The sequence below is a fragment of the Actinomycetota bacterium genome (assembly GCA_019347675.1).
Taxonomy (GTDB): domain Bacteria; phylum Actinomycetota; class Nitriliruptoria; order Nitriliruptorales; family JAHWKO01; genus JAHWKW01.
This window is the reverse complement of the sequence record JAHWKW010000014.1, coordinates 24,472-41,871: the sequence shown is the minus strand read 5'-3', so window position 1 is coordinate 41,871 and position 17,400 is coordinate 24,472. Positions and strand designations below refer to the sequence as shown.

15 protein-coding genes are annotated in these 17,400 nt (G+C 71.3%); 10 read left to right on the top strand and 5 right to left on the bottom strand.

The annotated features are described in order from the left end of the window. Positions 1 to 45 precede the first annotated feature (45 nt). Genes KY462_10760 through KY462_10745 form a run of 4 tightly spaced genes read left to right on the top strand, consistent with a single transcriptional unit; the run spans position 46 to position 4,540 of the window. Entirely contained in the window at positions 46 to 1,128 is a 1,083-nt protein-coding gene (locus tag KY462_10760) for a branched-chain amino acid ABC transporter permease (GenBank protein ID MBW3578199.1), read from the top strand. Continuing rightward, the gene (locus KY462_10755; protein MBW3578198.1) at positions 1,129 to 2,952 is read left to right on the top strand and encodes a leucine/isoleucine/valine transporter permease subunit; all 1,824 of its coding nucleotides are present in this window, start codon (positions 1,129 to 1,131) and stop codon (positions 2,950 to 2,952) included. It begins immediately after the preceding gene. Then, entirely contained in the window at positions 2,952 to 3,788 is an 837-nt protein-coding gene (locus KY462_10750; protein MBW3578197.1) for an ABC transporter ATP-binding protein, read from the top strand. The genes KY462_10755 and KY462_10750 overlap by 1 nt, the downstream gene beginning before the upstream one ends. Positions 3,789 to 3,829: 41 nt before the next feature. Further along, a complete protein-coding gene (locus tag KY462_10745; protein ID MBW3578196.1) occupies positions 3,830 to 4,540 on the top strand; it encodes an ABC transporter ATP-binding protein in 711 nt (236 codons plus the stop codon). Between the two features lie 62 nt (positions 4,541 to 4,602). Here KY462_10745 and KY462_10740 read toward each other — a convergent pair whose 3' ends face one another. The 4 genes from KY462_10740 to KY462_10725 form a co-directional block, all read right to left on the bottom strand. Continuing rightward, positions 4,603 to 5,436: an ABC transporter permease gene (locus KY462_10740; protein ID MBW3578195.1), complete on the bottom strand. Its 834-nt coding sequence runs from the start codon at positions 5,434 to 5,436 to the stop codon at positions 4,603 to 4,605. Next, the gene (locus tag KY462_10735; GenBank protein MBW3578194.1) at positions 5,433 to 6,392 is read right to left on the bottom strand and encodes an ATP-binding cassette domain-containing protein; all 960 of its coding nucleotides are present in this window, start codon (positions 6,390 to 6,392) and stop codon (positions 5,433 to 5,435) included. The genes KY462_10740 and KY462_10735 overlap by 4 nt, the downstream gene beginning before the upstream one ends. 95 nt (positions 6,393 to 6,487) lie before the next feature. Further along, positions 6,488 to 7,108, bottom strand: a complete 621-nt coding sequence (locus KY462_10730; GenBank protein ID MBW3578193.1) for a M23 family metallopeptidase — start codon at positions 7,106 to 7,108, stop codon at positions 6,488 to 6,490. 2 nt (positions 7,109 to 7,110) lie between these two features. Then, positions 7,111 to 7,848: a Mut7-C ubiquitin/RNAse domain-containing protein gene (locus KY462_10725; protein MBW3578192.1), complete on the bottom strand. Its 738-nt coding sequence runs from the start codon at positions 7,846 to 7,848 to the stop codon at positions 7,111 to 7,113. A gap of 126 nt (positions 7,849 to 7,974) precedes the next feature. On the opposite strand from KY462_10725, the gene KY462_10720 reads away from it, so the two are divergent. From KY462_10720 to KY462_10710, 3 genes are read left to right on the top strand one after another with little or no spacing between them, the layout of a single operon-like run. Next, entirely contained in the window at positions 7,975 to 8,814 is an 840-nt protein-coding gene (locus tag KY462_10720) for a TIGR03619 family F420-dependent LLM class oxidoreductase (protein ID MBW3578191.1), read from the top strand. 4 nt (positions 8,815 to 8,818) lie between these two features. Continuing rightward, complete coding sequence (locus KY462_10715; protein ID MBW3578190.1) at positions 8,819 to 9,748, top strand: DMT family transporter; 930 nt, start codon at positions 8,819 to 8,821, stop codon at positions 9,746 to 9,748. A 42-nt stretch (positions 9,749 to 9,790) separates the two neighbouring features. Then, the gene (locus tag KY462_10710; GenBank protein ID MBW3578189.1) at positions 9,791 to 10,876 is read left to right on the top strand and encodes a YncE family protein; all 1,086 of its coding nucleotides are present in this window, start codon (positions 9,791 to 9,793) and stop codon (positions 10,874 to 10,876) included. Here the strand turns inward: KY462_10710 and KY462_10705 are convergent. Next, positions 10,843 to 11,775 carry a M23 family metallopeptidase gene (locus KY462_10705; GenBank protein ID MBW3578188.1) on the bottom strand — a complete coding sequence of 311 codons (933 nt, stop codon included), beginning with the start codon at positions 11,773 to 11,775 and terminating at the stop codon, positions 10,843 to 10,845. The genes KY462_10710 and KY462_10705 overlap by 34 nt on opposite strands. A 293-nt stretch (positions 11,776 to 12,068) precedes the next feature. On the opposite strand from KY462_10705, the gene KY462_10700 reads away from it, so the two are divergent. The 3 genes from KY462_10700 (at position 12,069) to ppc (ending at position 17,392) form a co-directional block, all read left to right on the top strand. After that, positions 12,069 to 13,397, top strand: coding sequence for a cyclopropane-fatty-acyl-phospholipid synthase family protein (locus KY462_10700; protein ID MBW3578187.1), 1,329 nt, complete (start codon positions 12,069 to 12,071; stop codon positions 13,395 to 13,397). Positions 13,398 to 13,465: 68 nt separating this feature from the next. After that, the gene (locus KY462_10695; protein ID MBW3578186.1) at positions 13,466 to 14,545 is read left to right on the top strand and encodes a DUF763 domain-containing protein; all 1,080 of its coding nucleotides are present in this window, start codon (positions 13,466 to 13,468) and stop codon (positions 14,543 to 14,545) included. Positions 14,546 to 14,665: 120 nt separating this feature from the next. Next, positions 14,666 to 17,392: a phosphoenolpyruvate carboxylase gene (ppc, locus tag KY462_10690; GenBank protein ID MBW3578185.1), complete on the top strand. Its 2,727-nt coding sequence runs from the start codon at positions 14,666 to 14,668 to the stop codon at positions 17,390 to 17,392. Positions 17,393 to 17,400: the final 8 nt, after the last annotated feature.

Here is a 17,400-nt window from a genome sequence, read left to right as displayed (position 1 = left end):
CCCCGACGCGGCGGGGGCCAGCCCTGTCCCACTAACCTTCCGCCCGTGTCCACCGTGCTGAACCGCCCGTCGCGTTGGTCGGCGCGCCGTATCGACTTCGTCACCGTCGTCCTGTGGCTGGTGCGGATCGTCGCGGTGATCGTGGTGATCTGGGGCGCGTACTTCAGCCTGACCGGCGGGCGGCTCACCGTCGCCCAGTGGCGCGGTCTGGTGCTGGCCGGGGTCGCTCAGGGGTCGGTCTACGCCCTGATCGCGTTGGGCTACACGATGGTCTACGGCGTGCTCGGGTTCATCAACTTCGCGCACGGCGAGGTCTTCATGAGCGGGACGATGGTCGGCTTCGTCGCCGCGGACGCGCTCGCGCGCCACGGTGTGTGGAACAGCCAGCCGGTGCTGTCGCTCCTGATCGTCCTGGCGGCGTCGATGGCGGTGTCGACCTTCGTGGCGGTGCTCCTCGAGCGGGTGGCCTACCGGCCGCTGCGGGGCGCGCCCCGCCTGATCCCCCTGATCACGTCGATCGGCGCGTCGTTCTTCCTGCAGTACACGTTCCGGGGGTTGTTCGGGCCGGGGATCAAGACCTACCCGTCGGTCGACGTCCTCCAGGGGCAGGTCAGCCTCCTCGGCGTCGGAGTGGTCAAGACCCAGGCGCTCACGATCGTGGCGGCGTTCGCGATGATGCTCGGCCTGTACCAGTTCGTGGAGCGCACCAAGACGGGGCGGGCGATGCGGGCGGTGGCCGAGGACAAGGAGATCGCCGCGCTGATGGGGGTCGACGTCGACCGCACCATCGTGACCACGTTCGCGGTGGGCGGCGCCATGGCGGGTGCGGCCGGTCTGCTGTGGGCGCTGGTGTTCCGGTCGGTGTTCTTCTTCACGGGGTTCCTCCCCGGCATCAAGGCGTTCACCGCCGCGGTCCTGGGAGGGATCGGCAACATCGTGGGCGCCATGATCGGTGGGCTGCTGTTGGGGGTGTTCGAGGCACTGGGCCCGAGCATGGTCCTGACCGGCCTGGGGATCCCCTCGGCCCACCAGCTCAAGGACGTGGTCGCGTTCACCGCGTTGGTCATGGTGCTGATCTTCCGTCCCAGCGGCGTCCTGGGCGAGCGGTTGGCGGAGGAGCGGGCGTAGATGGCGCGGACCCTGCGCACCCCCGCCCGGGAAGCCGCTCCTGCCGTCGAGCGGGAACAGCAGCGCCGCGACATCGACCTGCGGCGCGCGGTGCGGTGGGGCCTGATCTCGGGGGCGACCGCGGCGTACCTCCCGGCGGTCGGCATGGTGGGCAGTTTCGCCGGCCGCAGGATCGCCGGCATGGTGACGCTCGGCTACCTGCTGATGGTCCTGGTCCCGCTGACGTACGGCTACGTGGCCGGGAAGCCGCCCCCACAGCTCGAGGGGTACGCGCCAGCACGCCGGGGCCCACGCAACGTCGTGGCGGGTCTGGTGACCGGGGTGGCGACGGCGCTCGTCCTGACGGTGTTCCTGGCCGTGGTCGACGCGCTCGACCTGAGGCGTATGCTCATCAACCTCAGCCCGCAGATGGTGGACCTGCTCACGTTCGGACGGGGCGTGACGGGCGGGTCGGCCCTGCTGCTGGCCGGTTCGGCGGTCGCGGGGGCCGCTGGCGGTGCGGTCCACGTCGTCCCACAGCGGTGGCGGCGGCCGCTGCTGGCGACGCTGATGTGGGTGGTCACGTTCGGGCTGCTGCGGGACCTGATCGGGCCGCTGCTGCGCGGCACCGGCCTGGGGGCGGCGGCCGACCTGCTGTACACGCGCGGCGGCGGCCTGTCCGGCTGGGGCGCCGCCATCGTCGCAGCCAGCTTCTTCGCCTTCTACGCCGCGATCGAGACGCGACGCACCACCGTCCGGGAGCGGTTCGACGCGATGCCGGCGGGCCAGCGGCGGACCTACGGTGCGGTGGCGCTCGCCGTCGGTGTCGTGGTGGTGGGACTGCTGCCGCAGGTGCTGGGGCCGTTCCTCAGCGAGATCCTCGACCTGGTGGGGATCTACCTGCTGATGGCGCTCGGCCTGAACATCGTCGTGGGGTACGCCGGCCTGCTCGACCTCGGGTACGTGGCGTTCTTCGCGGTGGGCGCGTACACCGCCGCGGTCCTGACCTCCCCGGCGTCGCCGCGGTGGAGTCCCGGGCTGACCATCTGGCTGGCGTTGCCGTTCGTCGTCCTGGCGGCGGCGATGGCCGGGATCATCGTTGGGACGCCGGTGTTGCGGATGCGGGGCGACTACCTCGCGATCGTCACCTTGGGTTTCGGCGAGATCGCGCGGATCCTGTTCCTGTCGGACTGGCTCAACCCCGTCTTCGGGGGCGCGCAGGGCATCACACGCGTCCCGCCGGTGTCCGTGGGGCCGATCGTGCTGCGCACACCGCCGCAGTTCTTCTACGCGATCGCGTTCTTCGCGATCATCGCTGCGTACGTGTCGTGGGCCCTGCGTGAGTCACGCATCGGTCGTGCCTGGATGGCGATGCGCGAGGACGAATCGGTCGCCGAGGTCCTCGGGATCAACATCGCGTCCGCCAAGCTGTCGGCGTTCATCGTCGGGGCGGTGCTGGCCAGCTTCGGTGGTGCGCTGTTCGCGTCCAAGATCGGGTCGGTGTTCCCGCACAGCTTCAACATCGTCGTGTCGATCATCGTCTTAGTGATCATCATCGTCGGTGGCATGGGCAGCCTGCCCGGCGTCGCGGTCGGGGCGCTGGTCCTGGTCGGCGCCCCGCAGCTCCTGCGCGAGTTCGAGGCGTACCAGTTCCTGCTGTACGGCGCGCTGCTGATCTTCATGATGGTGCACCGCCCCGAGGGTCTGATCCCCAGCAAGCGCAGAGCGCGCGAGCTCCACCAGGACGAGCTGATGCAGGACGCGTGGATCAGTCGCCAGCAGGAGCACGAGGAGCGCGAGGCGCCTGCATCCCCGGAGCGCAGCCCCGACGCCGGGTTGACCTGATGGCGCTGCTCGAGACGGTCGAGCTGACCAAGGCCTTCGGCGGGCTGAAGGCGATCGACGGCTTGAGCTTCCACGTCGACGCGGGCGAGATCGTCAGCGTCATCGGGCCGAACGGCGCCGGGAAGACGACGCTGTTCAACCTGGTGAGCGGCATGATCCGGCCCGATGCCGGAGAGATCGTCTTCGACCACGACAGCCTGGTCGGCCGCCGGCCCAACCAGATCGCGCGCTTGGGCGTCGCTCGCACCTTCCAGAACGTCCGGTTGTTCGCCAACATGACGGTCCGTGAGAATGTGATGGTGGCCCAGCACTGCCGCACTCGGTCGGGGGTCGTCTCGGCCGTCCTGCGCACGCCCCGCTTCCGCCAGGAGGAGGAGGAGATCCGCCGCAACGCCGAGGACATCCTCGGTTTCTTCGGGACCCGCCTCGTCGGGTACCGCTACGACCAGCCGGCGATGGTGCTGTCCTACGCCAACCGTCGGCGCCTGGAGATCGCCCGCGCGATGGGCACCGGCGCCAGGATGCTCCTACTCGACGAACCCACCGCCGGCATGAACCCGCGCGAGACGGGCGAGCTGACCGACCTGATCGGGAAGCTACGAGACGAACGCGGCTACACCGTGTGCCTGATCGAGCACGACATGCGGGTGGTGCGGGGCGTGTCGGACCGTGTGGTCGTGTTGGACCACGGGCGGAAGATCGCCGAGGGCACCTACCACGAGGTCGCCACCGACGCGCAGGTGATCGAGGCCTACCTCGGCACCAAGGCGGTCCAAGATCGCGGATCCGATCACCGCGCGGGCGACAGCCGGGGCGCACCAGGCGAGCAGGCGTGAGCACGCCGGGAGACGGCAGCGCCTCGGGTGACGCACTCCCGGTGCTCGAGCTGCGCCACGTCGACGCTCACTACGGCGCGATCCAGGTGCTGCGCGATGTCACGCTCACCATCCACGACGGGGAGATCGTCTGCCTGCTCGGCGGGAACGCCAGCGGGAAGACCACCACCTTGAAGACGATCCTGGGCTACCTGGAACCCACCGCGGGGGACGTGATCCTCACCGGCGAGCGGGTCAACGGCCTGCCCACCCAGCAGCTGGTCCGCAAGGGCATCTCGATGGTCCCCGAGAACCGCCGGCTGTTCAAGCGGATGACCGTCCGCGAGAACCTCGAGATGGGCAGCTACCTCCGCCGCGACCGCGGCGCGGTCGCCGAAGACCTCGAGAACGTGTTCACGCTGTTCCCGCGCGTCAAGCAGCGCCTGGACCAGCGTGCGGGGACCCTGTCGGGCGGCGAGCAGCAGATGGTGGCGGTCGGACGGGCGCTGATGTCGCGGCCGAAGGTCCTGCTGATGGACGAGCCGTCAATGGGGCTGGCACCGGTCCTCGTGGCGCAGAACTTCGAGATCATCGAGCGGATCAACGAGGCGGGGACGACCGTGTTCATGGTCGAACAGAACGCCAACATGGCGCTGTCGATCGCCGACCGCGGGTACGTGCTGCAGACCGGCGAGATCGTCCTGGCCGATACCGCCCAGGGCCTGCTCAACAACCGTCAGATGCAGCGGGCGTACCTCGGCGACCTGGAGTAGCGCCGGCGGTGTTGCGCTGCCTGCCCTGCGCGGGTGCCTTTGGCCACGTCGCACGGAGACGCTCAGGTCAGGCGCCGGTAACGGCGGACGGCCAGCGGCACGAAGACCGCCAGGAACACCGCCGCCCACGCGACCGTGCCCAGCAGAGCGGTGGTGACCGGCCTGGTGATCGACGACTCCCCGATGGACAGGGCACGCGCCGCGTCCGCCGCGAACGTCACCGGGCTGACGTTGGCGACCACTTGCAGCCATGCGGGGAAGGTCGTGATCGGGACGAACACGGAACTCGCGAACACCAGCGGGAAGATCGCGACGAAGCTGGCCGACTGGGCCGCCTCGACCCCCCGCACCACCAGAGCCAGCCAGGCGAAGATCCAGCTGACCGCGAAGCCGAACAGGGCGACGACCCCGACCGCGCCCAGCGCCGCGGCCACCCCGACCTGGAACCGGAACCCGATCGCGTACCCGACCACGACCATCAAGACGATGACGAACAGGCTGCGGACCAGATCGGCGAGCGTCCGCCCGGCCAGGACCGCCGATCGGGCCATCGGCATCGAGCGGAACCGGTCGATGACGCCGCGCTCGAGGTCCTCGGCGAGCCCGACCGAGGTCTGCGTGGAGCGGAACGCGGCCGACTGCACGAAGATCCCCGGCAGCAGGAAATCGACGTACGAAACGCCGGCCGGAAGCGCGCCGCTGATCGCCCCACCGAAGACGTAGGCGAACAGGAGCACGAACATCACCGGTTGGATCGTGGAGAACACCACCAGACGTGGTTGGCGGACGAAGTGGCGCAGGTTCCGGGCGGCCACGACGAGGCTGTCGTGCAGCGCCCAACGCAGTTGCTCGTACGGGTCGGAGCGGATCCTCGTCGTGTCCGTCGCGGCGGTCATGCGGCGGTCGGCTCCTCGACGGCGCGGCGGCCGGTCAGCTCAAGGAACACGTCGTCCAGCGTCGGCCGGCGCAGCGCAAGATCGAGCACCGCGATCTCCGCGTTCTGCAGGGCGTGGGCGACGTCGGCGACCAGACCGACGCCGTCGTGGCGCACCGGCAGGGACAGCGCGTCGGCGTGCCGTTCGTGGCGCGGCTCACAGCCGACCGCGGTCAGCGCACGCACCGCACGGTCGCGGTCGGATGGGTGTTGCAGCCGGACGAAGACCACCTGCCCGCCGACGTCGTCCTTCAGCTCGTCGCCGGTGCCCTCGGCGATGATGCGTCCCCGGTCCATGACGACGATGCGGTCGGCGAGCTCGTCCGCTTCCTCGAGGTTCTGGGTGGTGAGCAGCAACGTGACGCCCTCGCCGACCAGGTCGCGGATCACCTGCCACATCTGGCGGCGACTGCGCGGATCCAAGCCGGTGGTTGGTTCGTCGAGGAACAGCAGCTGCGCCTGGGTGACCAGGCTCGACGCCAGGTCCAGCCGGCGACGCATCCCCCCCGAGTAGGTCCGCACCGGCCGATCCCCGGCGTCGGCGAGGCCGAAGCGGTCGAGGAGCGCGTCCGCGCGTGCAGACGCCTCCACCCGGTCGAGGTGGAACAGGCGCGCGAACATGCGCAGGTTCTCGCGGCCGGTCAGCAACTCGTCGACCGCGGCGAACTGTCCGGTCAGCGCGATGCGGCGGCGAACGGCCGGCGCTTGGGTCACGACGTCGTGGCCGAACACCTGGGCGCGTCCGCTGTCGGGGACCAGCAACGTCGCAAGGATCCGCACGAAGGTGGTCTTGCCCGCACCGTTGGGTCCCAGCAGGGCCACGACCGTTGCCTGCGCCACCTCGAGGTCGACGGAGTCGAGTGCGACCGTGGCGTCGAACGTCCGGCGGATCCCTTCGGCTTGGAGCACCGCGGCCACGCTCGCTCCTCGTTTCCGATCGGGGCGATGCTACGTCCAATCAGGGTCGACGCGTCGGTCCGGTGCGCGGCGTGGCTCCACGGTCACACGCCCCATCAGCGGCAGTGCTCGTCGAGCCACGAGAACGGGTTGATCGGTCCTTCGGGCGTCAGCATCTCGAAGTGCAGGTGCGGGCGGCTACCGACAGCGTTCCCGCTCGTGCCGACGTACCCCACGACCGTTGCGGCCGCGACCCGTCCGTGTTCCCCGCGTCGCTCAAGGTGCGCCCCGACGTACCGGACGCCGTCGTCACCGTGCAGGACGTACTGCAGGCCGCCGCGGTCACCCTCGACGTGCTCGACGCGCCCGGGGACGCTGGCCGCCACCGGCGTGCCGCGGTAGGCGTACAGGTCGATGCCGCGGTGGCGGCGGCCGTCGGGCTTCCTGACCCCGAAGTCGTCGACGAACGACACCGTCCCGACCACCGGGCAGACCGACGCCGGCCGTTGCAGGCTCCTGCGGTCATCGTCGTCGCGTCGGTCGCCGCCGGTCACAGCTCCGTCACCGCCCAGCGGTTGGCCGACCCACTCAGTGACCTGCGGCCACAGGCCCGGCGCCGCGACCCGGCCTGCCACGGCCAGTCCCGCCCCGACCAGGACGGCAGCGACCGTGACCCGCCACCGTTTCGGTGGGGCAGCGTCAGGCCGCCCCGCGGTCCAGGTCTCGAAGCCGCCCACGTTCACACCTGTCGAGCTTCGTGGACGAACTCCTCGAGCGAGTCCAGATGCGACCCGTCCCAGAAGACCTGTCCGCAGGCGCCGCAGCGCACGAACGTGTCGTGGTCTTTGCGGGTGCCCGGCTGGAGCTGGTTCGCGACCTGGGCCTTGGGGACGGACTCCAGAACGCCGTTGCAGGCCAGGCAGCGGCTGAACGGCGAGATCTGGCCCGCCAGCCGGAAACGGCGCACCACCTCGAAGGCTTGCTGACGCGGGTCGGTGGAGCGGACCAGGTAGCCGTGACGGACGCGGTTGCGCATCAGCAACCCACGGTCGCGGGTCAGCAGCCAGCGTCCCTCCTCGGCCGAGATGGACGCCAGCGCCCGATCGTCGAGGTCGTTGTGGTAGGCCGCGTCGAACCCCAGCAGCCGCAGCCGCTGCGCCAGCCGACCCAGGTGAACGTCGAGCAGGAAGCGGGGCTCGAGGGGATCGGGGCGGACCCGCGAGACGTCGTCCACCTCCAGCGACGCGAACGGCGGGTACACGCTGACGCGGTCACCGTCCGCGATGCGATGCTCGAAGCCGACGCTGTCGCCGTTGACCAGGACGAGATCGACCTCGGTGTGCGGGACGCCGCAGGACTCGATCGCGTCCTTCACGGACCGGGGCCGCTCGACGGGGACCTCCACCTCGCCGTTGCGGTCGGCGTCGAACGCCAGGTCACGCAGGTCGGCGTAGAACCGGAGCGTCGCGCGGGCCACCATTGGGGGCAGCGTACGGCTGCACCCGTGGCTGCTTGTCCGCCGGGAGGGGCACGTCGCGCGTCCGGGACGTCCGCCGGCGTACCGTGCGCACGAACGATGCCCGCCGAGAAACGGAGCAGCCGGGTGACGGTCGAGATCGGGATCGTCGTGCCGAACTACGGTGCGCACGCCTCGCCGGACGGGATCCTGGCGGTGGCGCGCACCGCCGCTGAGCTCGGCTTCGGGTCGGTGTGGGCCACCGAGCACCTGCTGGTCGGTGCGGAGGCCCCCGACCGCTACGCCCAGGTCTTCGACCCGCTCACGACGCTGGGGTGGCTGGCCGGGCAGGTCGCCCACGTCGCTCTCGGGACCTCGATCCTGATCCTGCCGCTGCACAACCCGGTCGAGGTCGCCAAGGAGGTCGCGAGCCTGCAGCAGCTGTCGGGCGGCCGTGTGCGACTCGCCGTCGGTGTGGGGTGGTACGAGCGTGAGTTCTCGTTCCTCGGCCACCGCTTCGACGATCGGGGCGCCCGCGCCGACGAAGCGCTGGATGTGATCCGCGCCCTGTGGAACGGTGCCGAACGCTTCTCGGGCAGCCGCTGGTCCTTCGACGACGTCCGCTTCGCGCCGCTGCCTGACCCGCCCCCGCCGGTGTGGATCGGTGGGAACTCGGCCGCAGCCCGCCGCCGCGCCGCTGCGCGCGGCGACGCCTGGCATCCCACCAGCCCCGACCCGGACACGCTCCGCCGCGGCCGCGAGGAGCTCGGCGACCTACCGATCGTCCCGCGCTACACGGTCGCGCTCGACGGGGACGGGGACGGGGCGCCGGTCGCCGGTCCACCCGCCGCCGTGGCCGATCAGCTGCGGCAACGGCTCGATGCCGGCGCCGACGGGTTCGTGCTGCGCTTCGGGCTCGACCCGGACGCGACCGTCGACGCGATGCGCCGCTTCGCCGGGGAGGTGCTGCCCCGGCTGGCCGACTGAGCGGGTGATCGCCCGCCCCGAGCAGCTGCGACGGTTCGGTCGGCGCCATCCGCTGGCCCCGATCGCCCTGGGCGTGTTGCTGTACAGCACCGGGCCCGTGCTGGTGCAGGCATCGTCGGTGTCGGGTCCGGCGTTCTCGTTCTGGCGGCTCTGGTTCGGCGTGGTGGTTCTGGGCATCACCACGCTGGCGCACATGCGCATCTCCGGTCGGCGCCCGAGGGTGCAGGCGTGGCGTTGGTCGGTGGGGGCAGGGTTCGCGTTCGGTGCTCACCAGCTGCTGTTCTTCTCGGCCATCAAGGCCACGTCGGTCGTCGACGTGACGCTGATCAACACACTCGCACCGATCGTCACCGGGATCCTGGCGGTCCCCGTCTTCCAGGAACGTCCCGGGCCGTCGTTCCGGCTGTGGTCGCTCATGGCGATGGCCGGCACGGCCGTTGTGGTGCTCGCAGCTTCCACCGGGCCGGAAGGCAGCCCCGTCGGGATGGCGCTGGCCGTGGCGAACGTGGTCGTCTTCGCCATCTTCTTCCTGGCGTCCAAGGGCAGCCGGGAGCACCTCGACGTGGTGCCGTTCCTGTTCGGCGTCATCACCCTGGCGGCGTTCACCGTCTCCACCTACGTCGTGGTCGCCGGGGAAGCGGTCGGCGCCGCCACCGTCCGCGACCTGCTGTTCGCCGCGATCGTGGCGGCCGGCCCGGGCACGGTCGGGCACGTGGTCAGCACCTGGCCGTTGCGGTGGGTCCCGGCCAACATCCCGCCGGTGATGCGCCTGGCGATCCCTGTGCTCGCCGCCAGCTGGGCGTGGTGGTTCCTCGGCGAACCCGTCACCGTCGTGCACGTCGTCGGCGGGCTCGTCACCGTCGCTGGTGTGGCCGGTGCGATCCTGTCGCCCGGCGGGCAGGCCCTGATGGAGCAGGAGACCCTGGAGGGATAGCCCGCTGCTGCACGAGTACGGTCTTCGGTGATCGGAGGCTGCATGCCGCGGACCGTCTGGCCGTTGCTGACCGTCGTCATCCTGACAGCGGCATGCCCGGGCGGAGGTGGGTCACCCGACGGGGCCGGTACGCCGACCACGCCGACCACGCCGACAACGCCGGCACCGGCACCGGCCGACGAGGACCGGTCGTCGCCGGCCACGCCGGCCGCCGACGCGACGTCGCCGACGCTTGGCACCACGCAGGCTGCCGTGTGGGTCGCGGTCGAAGAGGCGGGGACGCTGGTCATGGTCGATCTCGCCGCGAGCGAGGTCGTGCGTACCCACCGCACCGGCGACGGACCGCACAACATCACGGTCGCCGCTGACGCCACCGTGGCCGCGGCCCTCTACGCCTCCACCGACCTGGCGATCATCCGGGACGGCGAGCTCCACACGGTCACACTCGGCGGGCGCCCGCACGACGTCAAGGCCACCGACCGCTGGTTCGTGGTCGCCAACGAGGCGGGGCGCCGCATCGAGCTCGTCGAGCACGACGGCGATCGCGGCGCACGCGTCGGTCTACGCGCCCAGCCGCACGACCTGGACGTCACCGCCGACGGCGACCGGGCCTGGGTGACCCTGAACGGCACCGACCAGCTGGCTCTGGTGGATCTGACCACCCCGCAGGTCGCGGCTTACGTCCCGACGGGCAAGCGACCCCACGACATCCGCATCGCTCCCGACGGGACGATCTGGATCACCGACTGGGACGGTCCGGTGCACGTCCTGGGACCCGACGGAGAGGTCGAGACCAGCATCCCGCTGGGCGTCGAGGCCCACCACCTGGCTTTCACCCCGGGCGGCGAGGAAGCCTGGGTGGTGGATCACGCCACCCGCAAGGCGTACGTGGTCGACACCGCCGCGCGGCGGGTGGTGGCCGAGTTGCAGCTCACCGGTTCACCGCACCACGTGGCCATCACCCCCGACGGGGTGCTCGCCGCCGTCGCCGACCACACCAACGGCGCGTTGGTGGTGTTCGACGTGGCCCGGCGCGAGCGCGTCGCCACGATCCCCGTCGGTCCCGGTCCCCACGGCGTGTGGGCGCTGCCTGCTCAGCCGGCGCACGCAGCCAGCAACACGGGGTAGGGGTTGACCGGGCCCTGCGAGTCATGCATCTCGAAGTGCAGGTGCGGGTCCGTGCCGGCGGCGTTCCCGCTGGTGCCGACCCGGCCGATCACGGTGCCTGCCTGCACCTGCCCGGCGACCCCGAACGCGTCGAGGTGGGTGGCGTAGTAGCGGTACCCGTCGACGCCGTCGAACTGCACCTGCAGGCCGCCTCGCGAACCCTCGCGCTGGGTCGCCACCCCAGCGACGCTGGCGACCACCGGGGTCCCGCGGGGCGCGAACAGGTCGATCCCGTCGTGGAAGCGCCCGTCGGGCTTGGGGTACCCGTAGTCGTTCAAGAAGCGCACCGCGCCCTCCACGGGACAGCGCCACCCACCGGGGATGGTCAGGCGCGTCCCGGCGAGGATCCGGTTGGGGTCGGAGATCCCGTTGACCCCGGCGAGGTCGGCGACCGTCACGCCGTACCGTGCGGCGATCACGGACAGGCTCTCACCGCGCTGCACGACGTGCTCGGCGGTGGCGGCCGGGGCCACGGCGCCTGCCGGCGCAGCCGGGGCGTCCGCCACCCGTAGCCGAGCGCCGGCCAACACCCGGTTTGGGTTGACGATGCCGTTGACCCGGGCCAGTTCTGTCAGCGTGACCCCGTAGCGGGCGGCGATCTGCGACAGGCTCTCGCCCGGACGCACCACGTGGTCTGCCCGGCCACCGCCAGCCCCCCCCGACGCCGGGATCTGCAAGCGCTGGCCGACCCGGATGCGGTCGGGGTCGGCGATCCCGTTGCTGTCGGTCAGCGCCCGCACCGTCGTCCCGACACGATTGGCGATCCCCGACAGGGTGTCGCCGTGCTGCACCACGTACGTGTGGGCGCCGGCGACCAGCAGCAGCGCCGCCAACGCGGCGACGCTCACGATGGTGCGCACGCCGCTGCTCGTCACGGACCGGTCCGGATACTCCCCGTGCATCACTGTCCCCCCAGTGGCCCCTCCACCGTTCACTCGCCCAGCCTGGCATCGATAGTTCACAAATTCAACAGCTGCCACCGGTAACCCATGCGGGTGACCGGCCAGCCGGGCCGGCCAGCACGCACCGAGCGGGGTTCGCACGAGCTGTCCTGTCTGTTCCCGCTGATGAAGTCGGGGTTGGAACCGCACGCTTGACCCGGCCGTGAGCGCCCGGCACGTTCCCGCCTCAGGAGCACGACGAGGAGTGCGCCATGCGTTCACGTGATGTCGCGGCGGCCGCCTTCGGGTCACGAGCGCGGAGGATCGTCGAGCGCATCCACCGGCGGGTCGCTGCCGCGACCGGCCACCAGTGGCCGATCCGGCTATGGGACGGCACCGAACTGGGGCCCGACGACGCGCCTTTCCGGCTGGTCCTGCGCCGCCCGTCGGCGCTGCGTGCGCTGCTGGCCCCCGGTGACGTCGCTGCGGGTGAGGCCTACCTCGGCGGCGACGTGGACGTCGAAGGCGATCTGGTCGCGGCGCTGCGCGCGGCGGCGAGGACCCAGAGGCAACAGCTGCCGTTGCCGACGAGCGCTGCTCTGGCCGTCGATCTGCTCCGGCTTCCGCCCCCGCCTGCTTGCGGTGATCGGCGGATCAGGCTCCGCGGGCGGGCTCACTCGCTGGCCCGCGACCGGGAGGCGGTCCGTGCCCACTACGACGTCGGCAACGACTTCTACGCCCTGTTCCTCGACCGCAACCTGGTCTACTCCTGCGCCTACTTCGCCGACCGTGACGAGCCGCTCGACGTCGCCCAGGAACGCAAGCTCGACCTGATCTGCCGGAAGCTGGCGCTGCGGTCCGGTGACCGTTTCCTCGACATCGGGTGCGGCTGGGGAGCGCTCGTGTTGCACGCCGCCCGCCACTACGGCGTGCACGCCACCGGTGTGACGATCTCGCAGGGCCAGTACGACCTCGGGCGGGAACGCATCCGGCAAGCTGGCCTCGCCGACCGGGTGGAGCTCGTGCTCGCCGACTACCGTGAGATCCGTGGCCGGTTCGACGCCGTCGCGTCGGTGGGGATGTTCGAGCATGTCGGGCCTGACGAGCTCGAGGAGTACTTCTCGCGGTGCTTCGCGCTGACGGCCCGCTCCGGACGGTTCCTCAACCACGGCATCACGACCGGCGGCCGGGGGGTCGTCCGCGACTTCACCCGCGACAGCGACACGTTCCTCGCCCGGTACGTGTTCCCCGACGGCGGGCTGGTGCCCGCCTGGGAGGCCGTGCGCCACACCGAGCGCGCCGGCTTCGAGTTGATCGACGTCGAGCAGCTCCGCCCGCACTACGAGTTGACGCTCCGCAAGTGGGTGCGGCGGCTGGAGGTCAACCACGACATAGCCGTGCGCGCCGCCAGCGAAGCCGTCTACCGCATCTGGCGGGTCTACATGGCCGCGGCGGCGGTGGGCTTCGCCACCAACGAACTGGGGGTGATCCAGGTCCTGGGCGGCAAGGGCGCCAGCCTCCCGCTGGGTCGTCGGTGGATGCTGCCGACCACGCCCGAGCACGCGTCGCCCGCACAGCTGGCGGGCGACGTCGGCGCGTGAGTCACCGACGCCGCGGAGCGGGACCACACCGTGACCCGCGATCCGCAGGCCGCGTAGACTGCGCCCCCATGCGAACCGGACACGCCGACCTCCCGCTGCACGGCGGACGAGCGCCCCGGTGGCTGTTCGAGCGGATGTCGGCGCTGGCCCGGGAGATGACGGTGGCGATCGCGGCCCAGGAGGGGCCGCACGGTCTGCTGCGCCGCGTCTCCGACCCGATCTGGTTCCAGGCGTTCGGGTGCGTGCTGGGGTTCGACTGGCACTCCAGCGGCCTGACCACCACGGTGTGCGGGGCGCTGAAGGCCGCGGTGCGCGGCGTCCCGCGGCTCGGGCTGACGGTGGCGGGCGGGAAGGGTCGCACGTCGCGGCGGACGCCCGCCGAGATCGAGTTGACCTGCGAGCGCCTCGGCCGCGACCCCACCCCGCTCGTGCTGGCCAGCCGTCTTGCCGCCAAGGTCGACTCGGCGGCGGTGCAGGACGGGTTCGCGCTGTACCACCACACCTTCATCTTCGCCGACGACGGGGCGTGGGCGGTGGTGCAGCAGGGAAAGGACGACGCCACGGGCATGGCGCGCCGCTACCACTGGCACGAGCCGCGACGGTTCGACGCCGACCCGCACGCGGCGGTGGCCGGGGACGGCTCGGTCGGGCAGGTGCTCAACCTCGTCGCTGCCGAGGCCGAGGCCAACCGCACGGTCTCGGTCGCGCTGGCCCGGGAGGGGCCCGCCCCGGTGGTGCGCGACGTGCGTCGTCTGCGCAGCCTGCAACTGCCACGCCACCATCACGTCCGGGTCGCCGACCTGCACCCCGACCGGCTCGAACGCATCCTGCTGGGCGCCTACGAGGCTCAGCCCGCCGACTTCACGGCGCTGCTGGCCGTTCCCGGGCTCGGCGCGAAGGGGTTGCGAGCGCTGGCGCTGGTGGCGGAGCTGACGTACGGCGAGCCGACCTCCGTCCGCGACCCCGTGTCGTACTCGTTCGCGCACGGGGGGAAGGACCGCACCCCGTACCCGGTCGATCGCGCGACGTACGACAGCACGATCGCGTCGCTGCAGCGTGCGGTGCGCGAAGCCAAGGTCGGGCGGGGCGAGAAGGTCCAGGCCCTCAAGCGTCTGGCGCGCGTGGAAGCCGCCGCCCCGCCGGGCTGAGCGCCAGCCGCCGGCTGCCGCGGTTATGCGGATCCAGGAACCGGTTGCCACGCTCCTGGTTGAGCGTGACCATCGACTGGCAGGCAACCACGGTCAGGAGCCATCGTGAGCGACGTTCGCATCACCGCCGCCGATCGCGACGCGGCGCTCCGCGCAGACATCCGCCGGCTCGGCACGCTCCTCGGCGAGACCCTGGTGCGTCAAGAGGGCGGGGAGCTGCTGGAACTCGTCGAACGCGTCCGGACGCTCAGCAAGGCACTGCGCACCGACGGCCGTGGGACCGGCCCCGGCGAGCTCGAGTCGCTCGTGGCCGACCTGGACCTGCCAACCACGATCCGGCTGGTGCGGGCCTTCACCGCCTACTTCCACCTGGCCAACGTCGCCGAGCAGGCCCACCGGGTCGATGAGCTCACGGCTCGCACCGAGCACCGCGGCTGGCTCCAGGCCACCATCCGTCGGATCCAGGACGCCGACCTCGACGACAAGCTCCTCGCTGACGTCGTCGACCGCCTCGAACTGCGTCCGGTGTTCACCGCGCATCCCACCGAGGCGTCACGTCGGTCGATCCTGACCAAGGTGCGTCGCGTCGCCGACCTGCTCGCGGAGCGCAACGACCCGCGGGCCACACCCGCCGACCAGGACCGTATCGACCGTCGTCTGGCGGAGGTCATCGACATGCTGTGGCAGACCGACGAGCTGCGCTTGGAGCGCCCCGACCCCGTCGACGAAGCGCGGGCGGTCATCTACTACTTCGACGAGCTGTTCAGCCACGTCGTTCCCGACCTGTTCGACGAGGTCTCCAACCAGCTGCTCCGGCTGGGGATCGAGCTGGAGCCCGATGCCGTCCCGATCCGGTTCGGGACCTGGGTCGGTGGCGACCGCGACGGCAACCCCAACGTCACGCCCGAGGTCACATCGGAGGTGCTGCGGGTCCAGGCTGACCACGCCGTCCGCAACCTGCTGTCTGCGCTGCAGGATCTGGCAACCGACCTGTCCACGTCGGTGCGGATCGCCGACATCACCGACGAGTTCCACGCCAGCCTGGCCGAGGACCGCGAGGGCCTGCCGGACGTGTACGAACGCTTCGTCCACCTCAACCGCGAGGAGCCCTACCGGCTGAAGTGCTCCTACATCCACCACCGGCTGACCAACACCCGCCGGCGGATCCTGGAGCGGCGCGCTCCCGGCCGCGAGGAGTACACCAACGCCGATCAGGTCCTGGCGGAGCTGCGGATCATGTACGACTCGCTCCTGGCCAACCGTGGGCAGCTGATCGCCCGCGGGTCGCTGGCCCGGCTGATGCGGATGGTGGCCGCGTTCCGCCTGAACCTGGCGATCATGGACGTGCGCGAGCACGCCGCCAAGCACCACGCCGCCGTGGCCAGCCTCTACGCCCGGCTGGGACAGCCCTACGAGACCCTCGATCCGCAGGCGCGGGGTGCGCTCCTGGCCGACGAGCTGCGCAGCCGTCGTCCCTTGGCCGCGCCCACCACCCGCCTCCCCGGGGAGCAGGGCCGGACGCTGGCGACCTTCACGACGATCCGCCGGGCCCTCGACGAGGGCGAGCCGGCGATCGAGTCGTACATCGTCTCGATGGTCGAGACCGTCGGCGACCTGCTGGCCGCCGTGGTGTTGGCGCGCGAGGCCGGGCTGGTCGACCACGACGCGGGCATCGCCCGCATCGGCTTCGTGCCGCTTCTGGAGACGCCCGAGTCCCTGGCCGCCGCCGGCGACCTGCTGGACGCGCTCCTCACGATCGAGCCCTACCGGGAGCTGGTCCGGCTGCGTGGCGACCTGCAGGAGGTCATGCTCGGGTACTCGGACTCGTCCAAGCTCGGCGGCATCACGACGTCGCGTTGGAAGCTGCACAAGGCGCAGCGACGGCTGCGGGACGCCGCTGCCGGTCACGGGGTGGCGCTGCGCATCTTCCACGGCCGGGGCGGGAGCGTCGGGCGCGGTGGCGGGCCGACCAGCGAGGCGATCCTGGCGCAGCCACCCGGCAGCGTGGACGGACGCATCAAGATCACCGAGCAGGGCGAGGTCATCGCGGACAAGTACGGGCTGTCGGACCTTGCGCGCCGCAACCTCGAGGTGACCTTGGCCGCGACGCTGGAAGGGTCGCTGCTGCACCGAGAGGCCCTCAACCCGCCGGAGGCGCTGCGTCGCTGGGACACCGCCATGGACGTGATCTCGCAGGCGGCGTACGACGCCTACCGGGCGCTGGTGGAACTCCCGCGGTTCGCCGAGTACTTCCGCGCCTCGACACCGGTCGAAGAGCTCGCGGAGCTCAACATCGGGTCGCGCCCGGCGCGGCGGGGCGGCGGAACGGGGCTGGAGGAGCTGCGCGCCATCCCGTGGGTGTTCGGCTGGACCCAGTCGCGCCAGATCATCCCCGCGTGGTTCGGGGTGGGGTCGGGGTTGGCCGCCGCCCGCGCCGAGGGGCTGGACGCCACGATCGACGACATGCAGCGCGATTGGCAGTTCATGCGCATGTTCATCTCCGACGTGGAGATGACGCTGGTCAAGACCGACCTGGACGTCGCCCGCCGGTACGTCGAGCGCCTGGTCGACCCGGACCTGCACCACATCTTCGAGCGGATCGTCGACGAGTACGAACGGACGGTGCGACAGGTGCTGCTGACCACCGGCGAGGAACAGCTGCTGGCCGGCCACCCGGTCCTGCACCGCACGCTCGACGTGCGCGACGCCTACCTCGACCCGCTCAGCTACCTGCAGGTCGCGCTGCTGGCCCGCTACCGCCGCGACGGCGAGCCCGACCCGCTGCTGCGACGCGCGTTGCTGTTGACGATGAACGGGATCGCCGCGGGGATGCGCAACACCGGCTGACGGCCGCT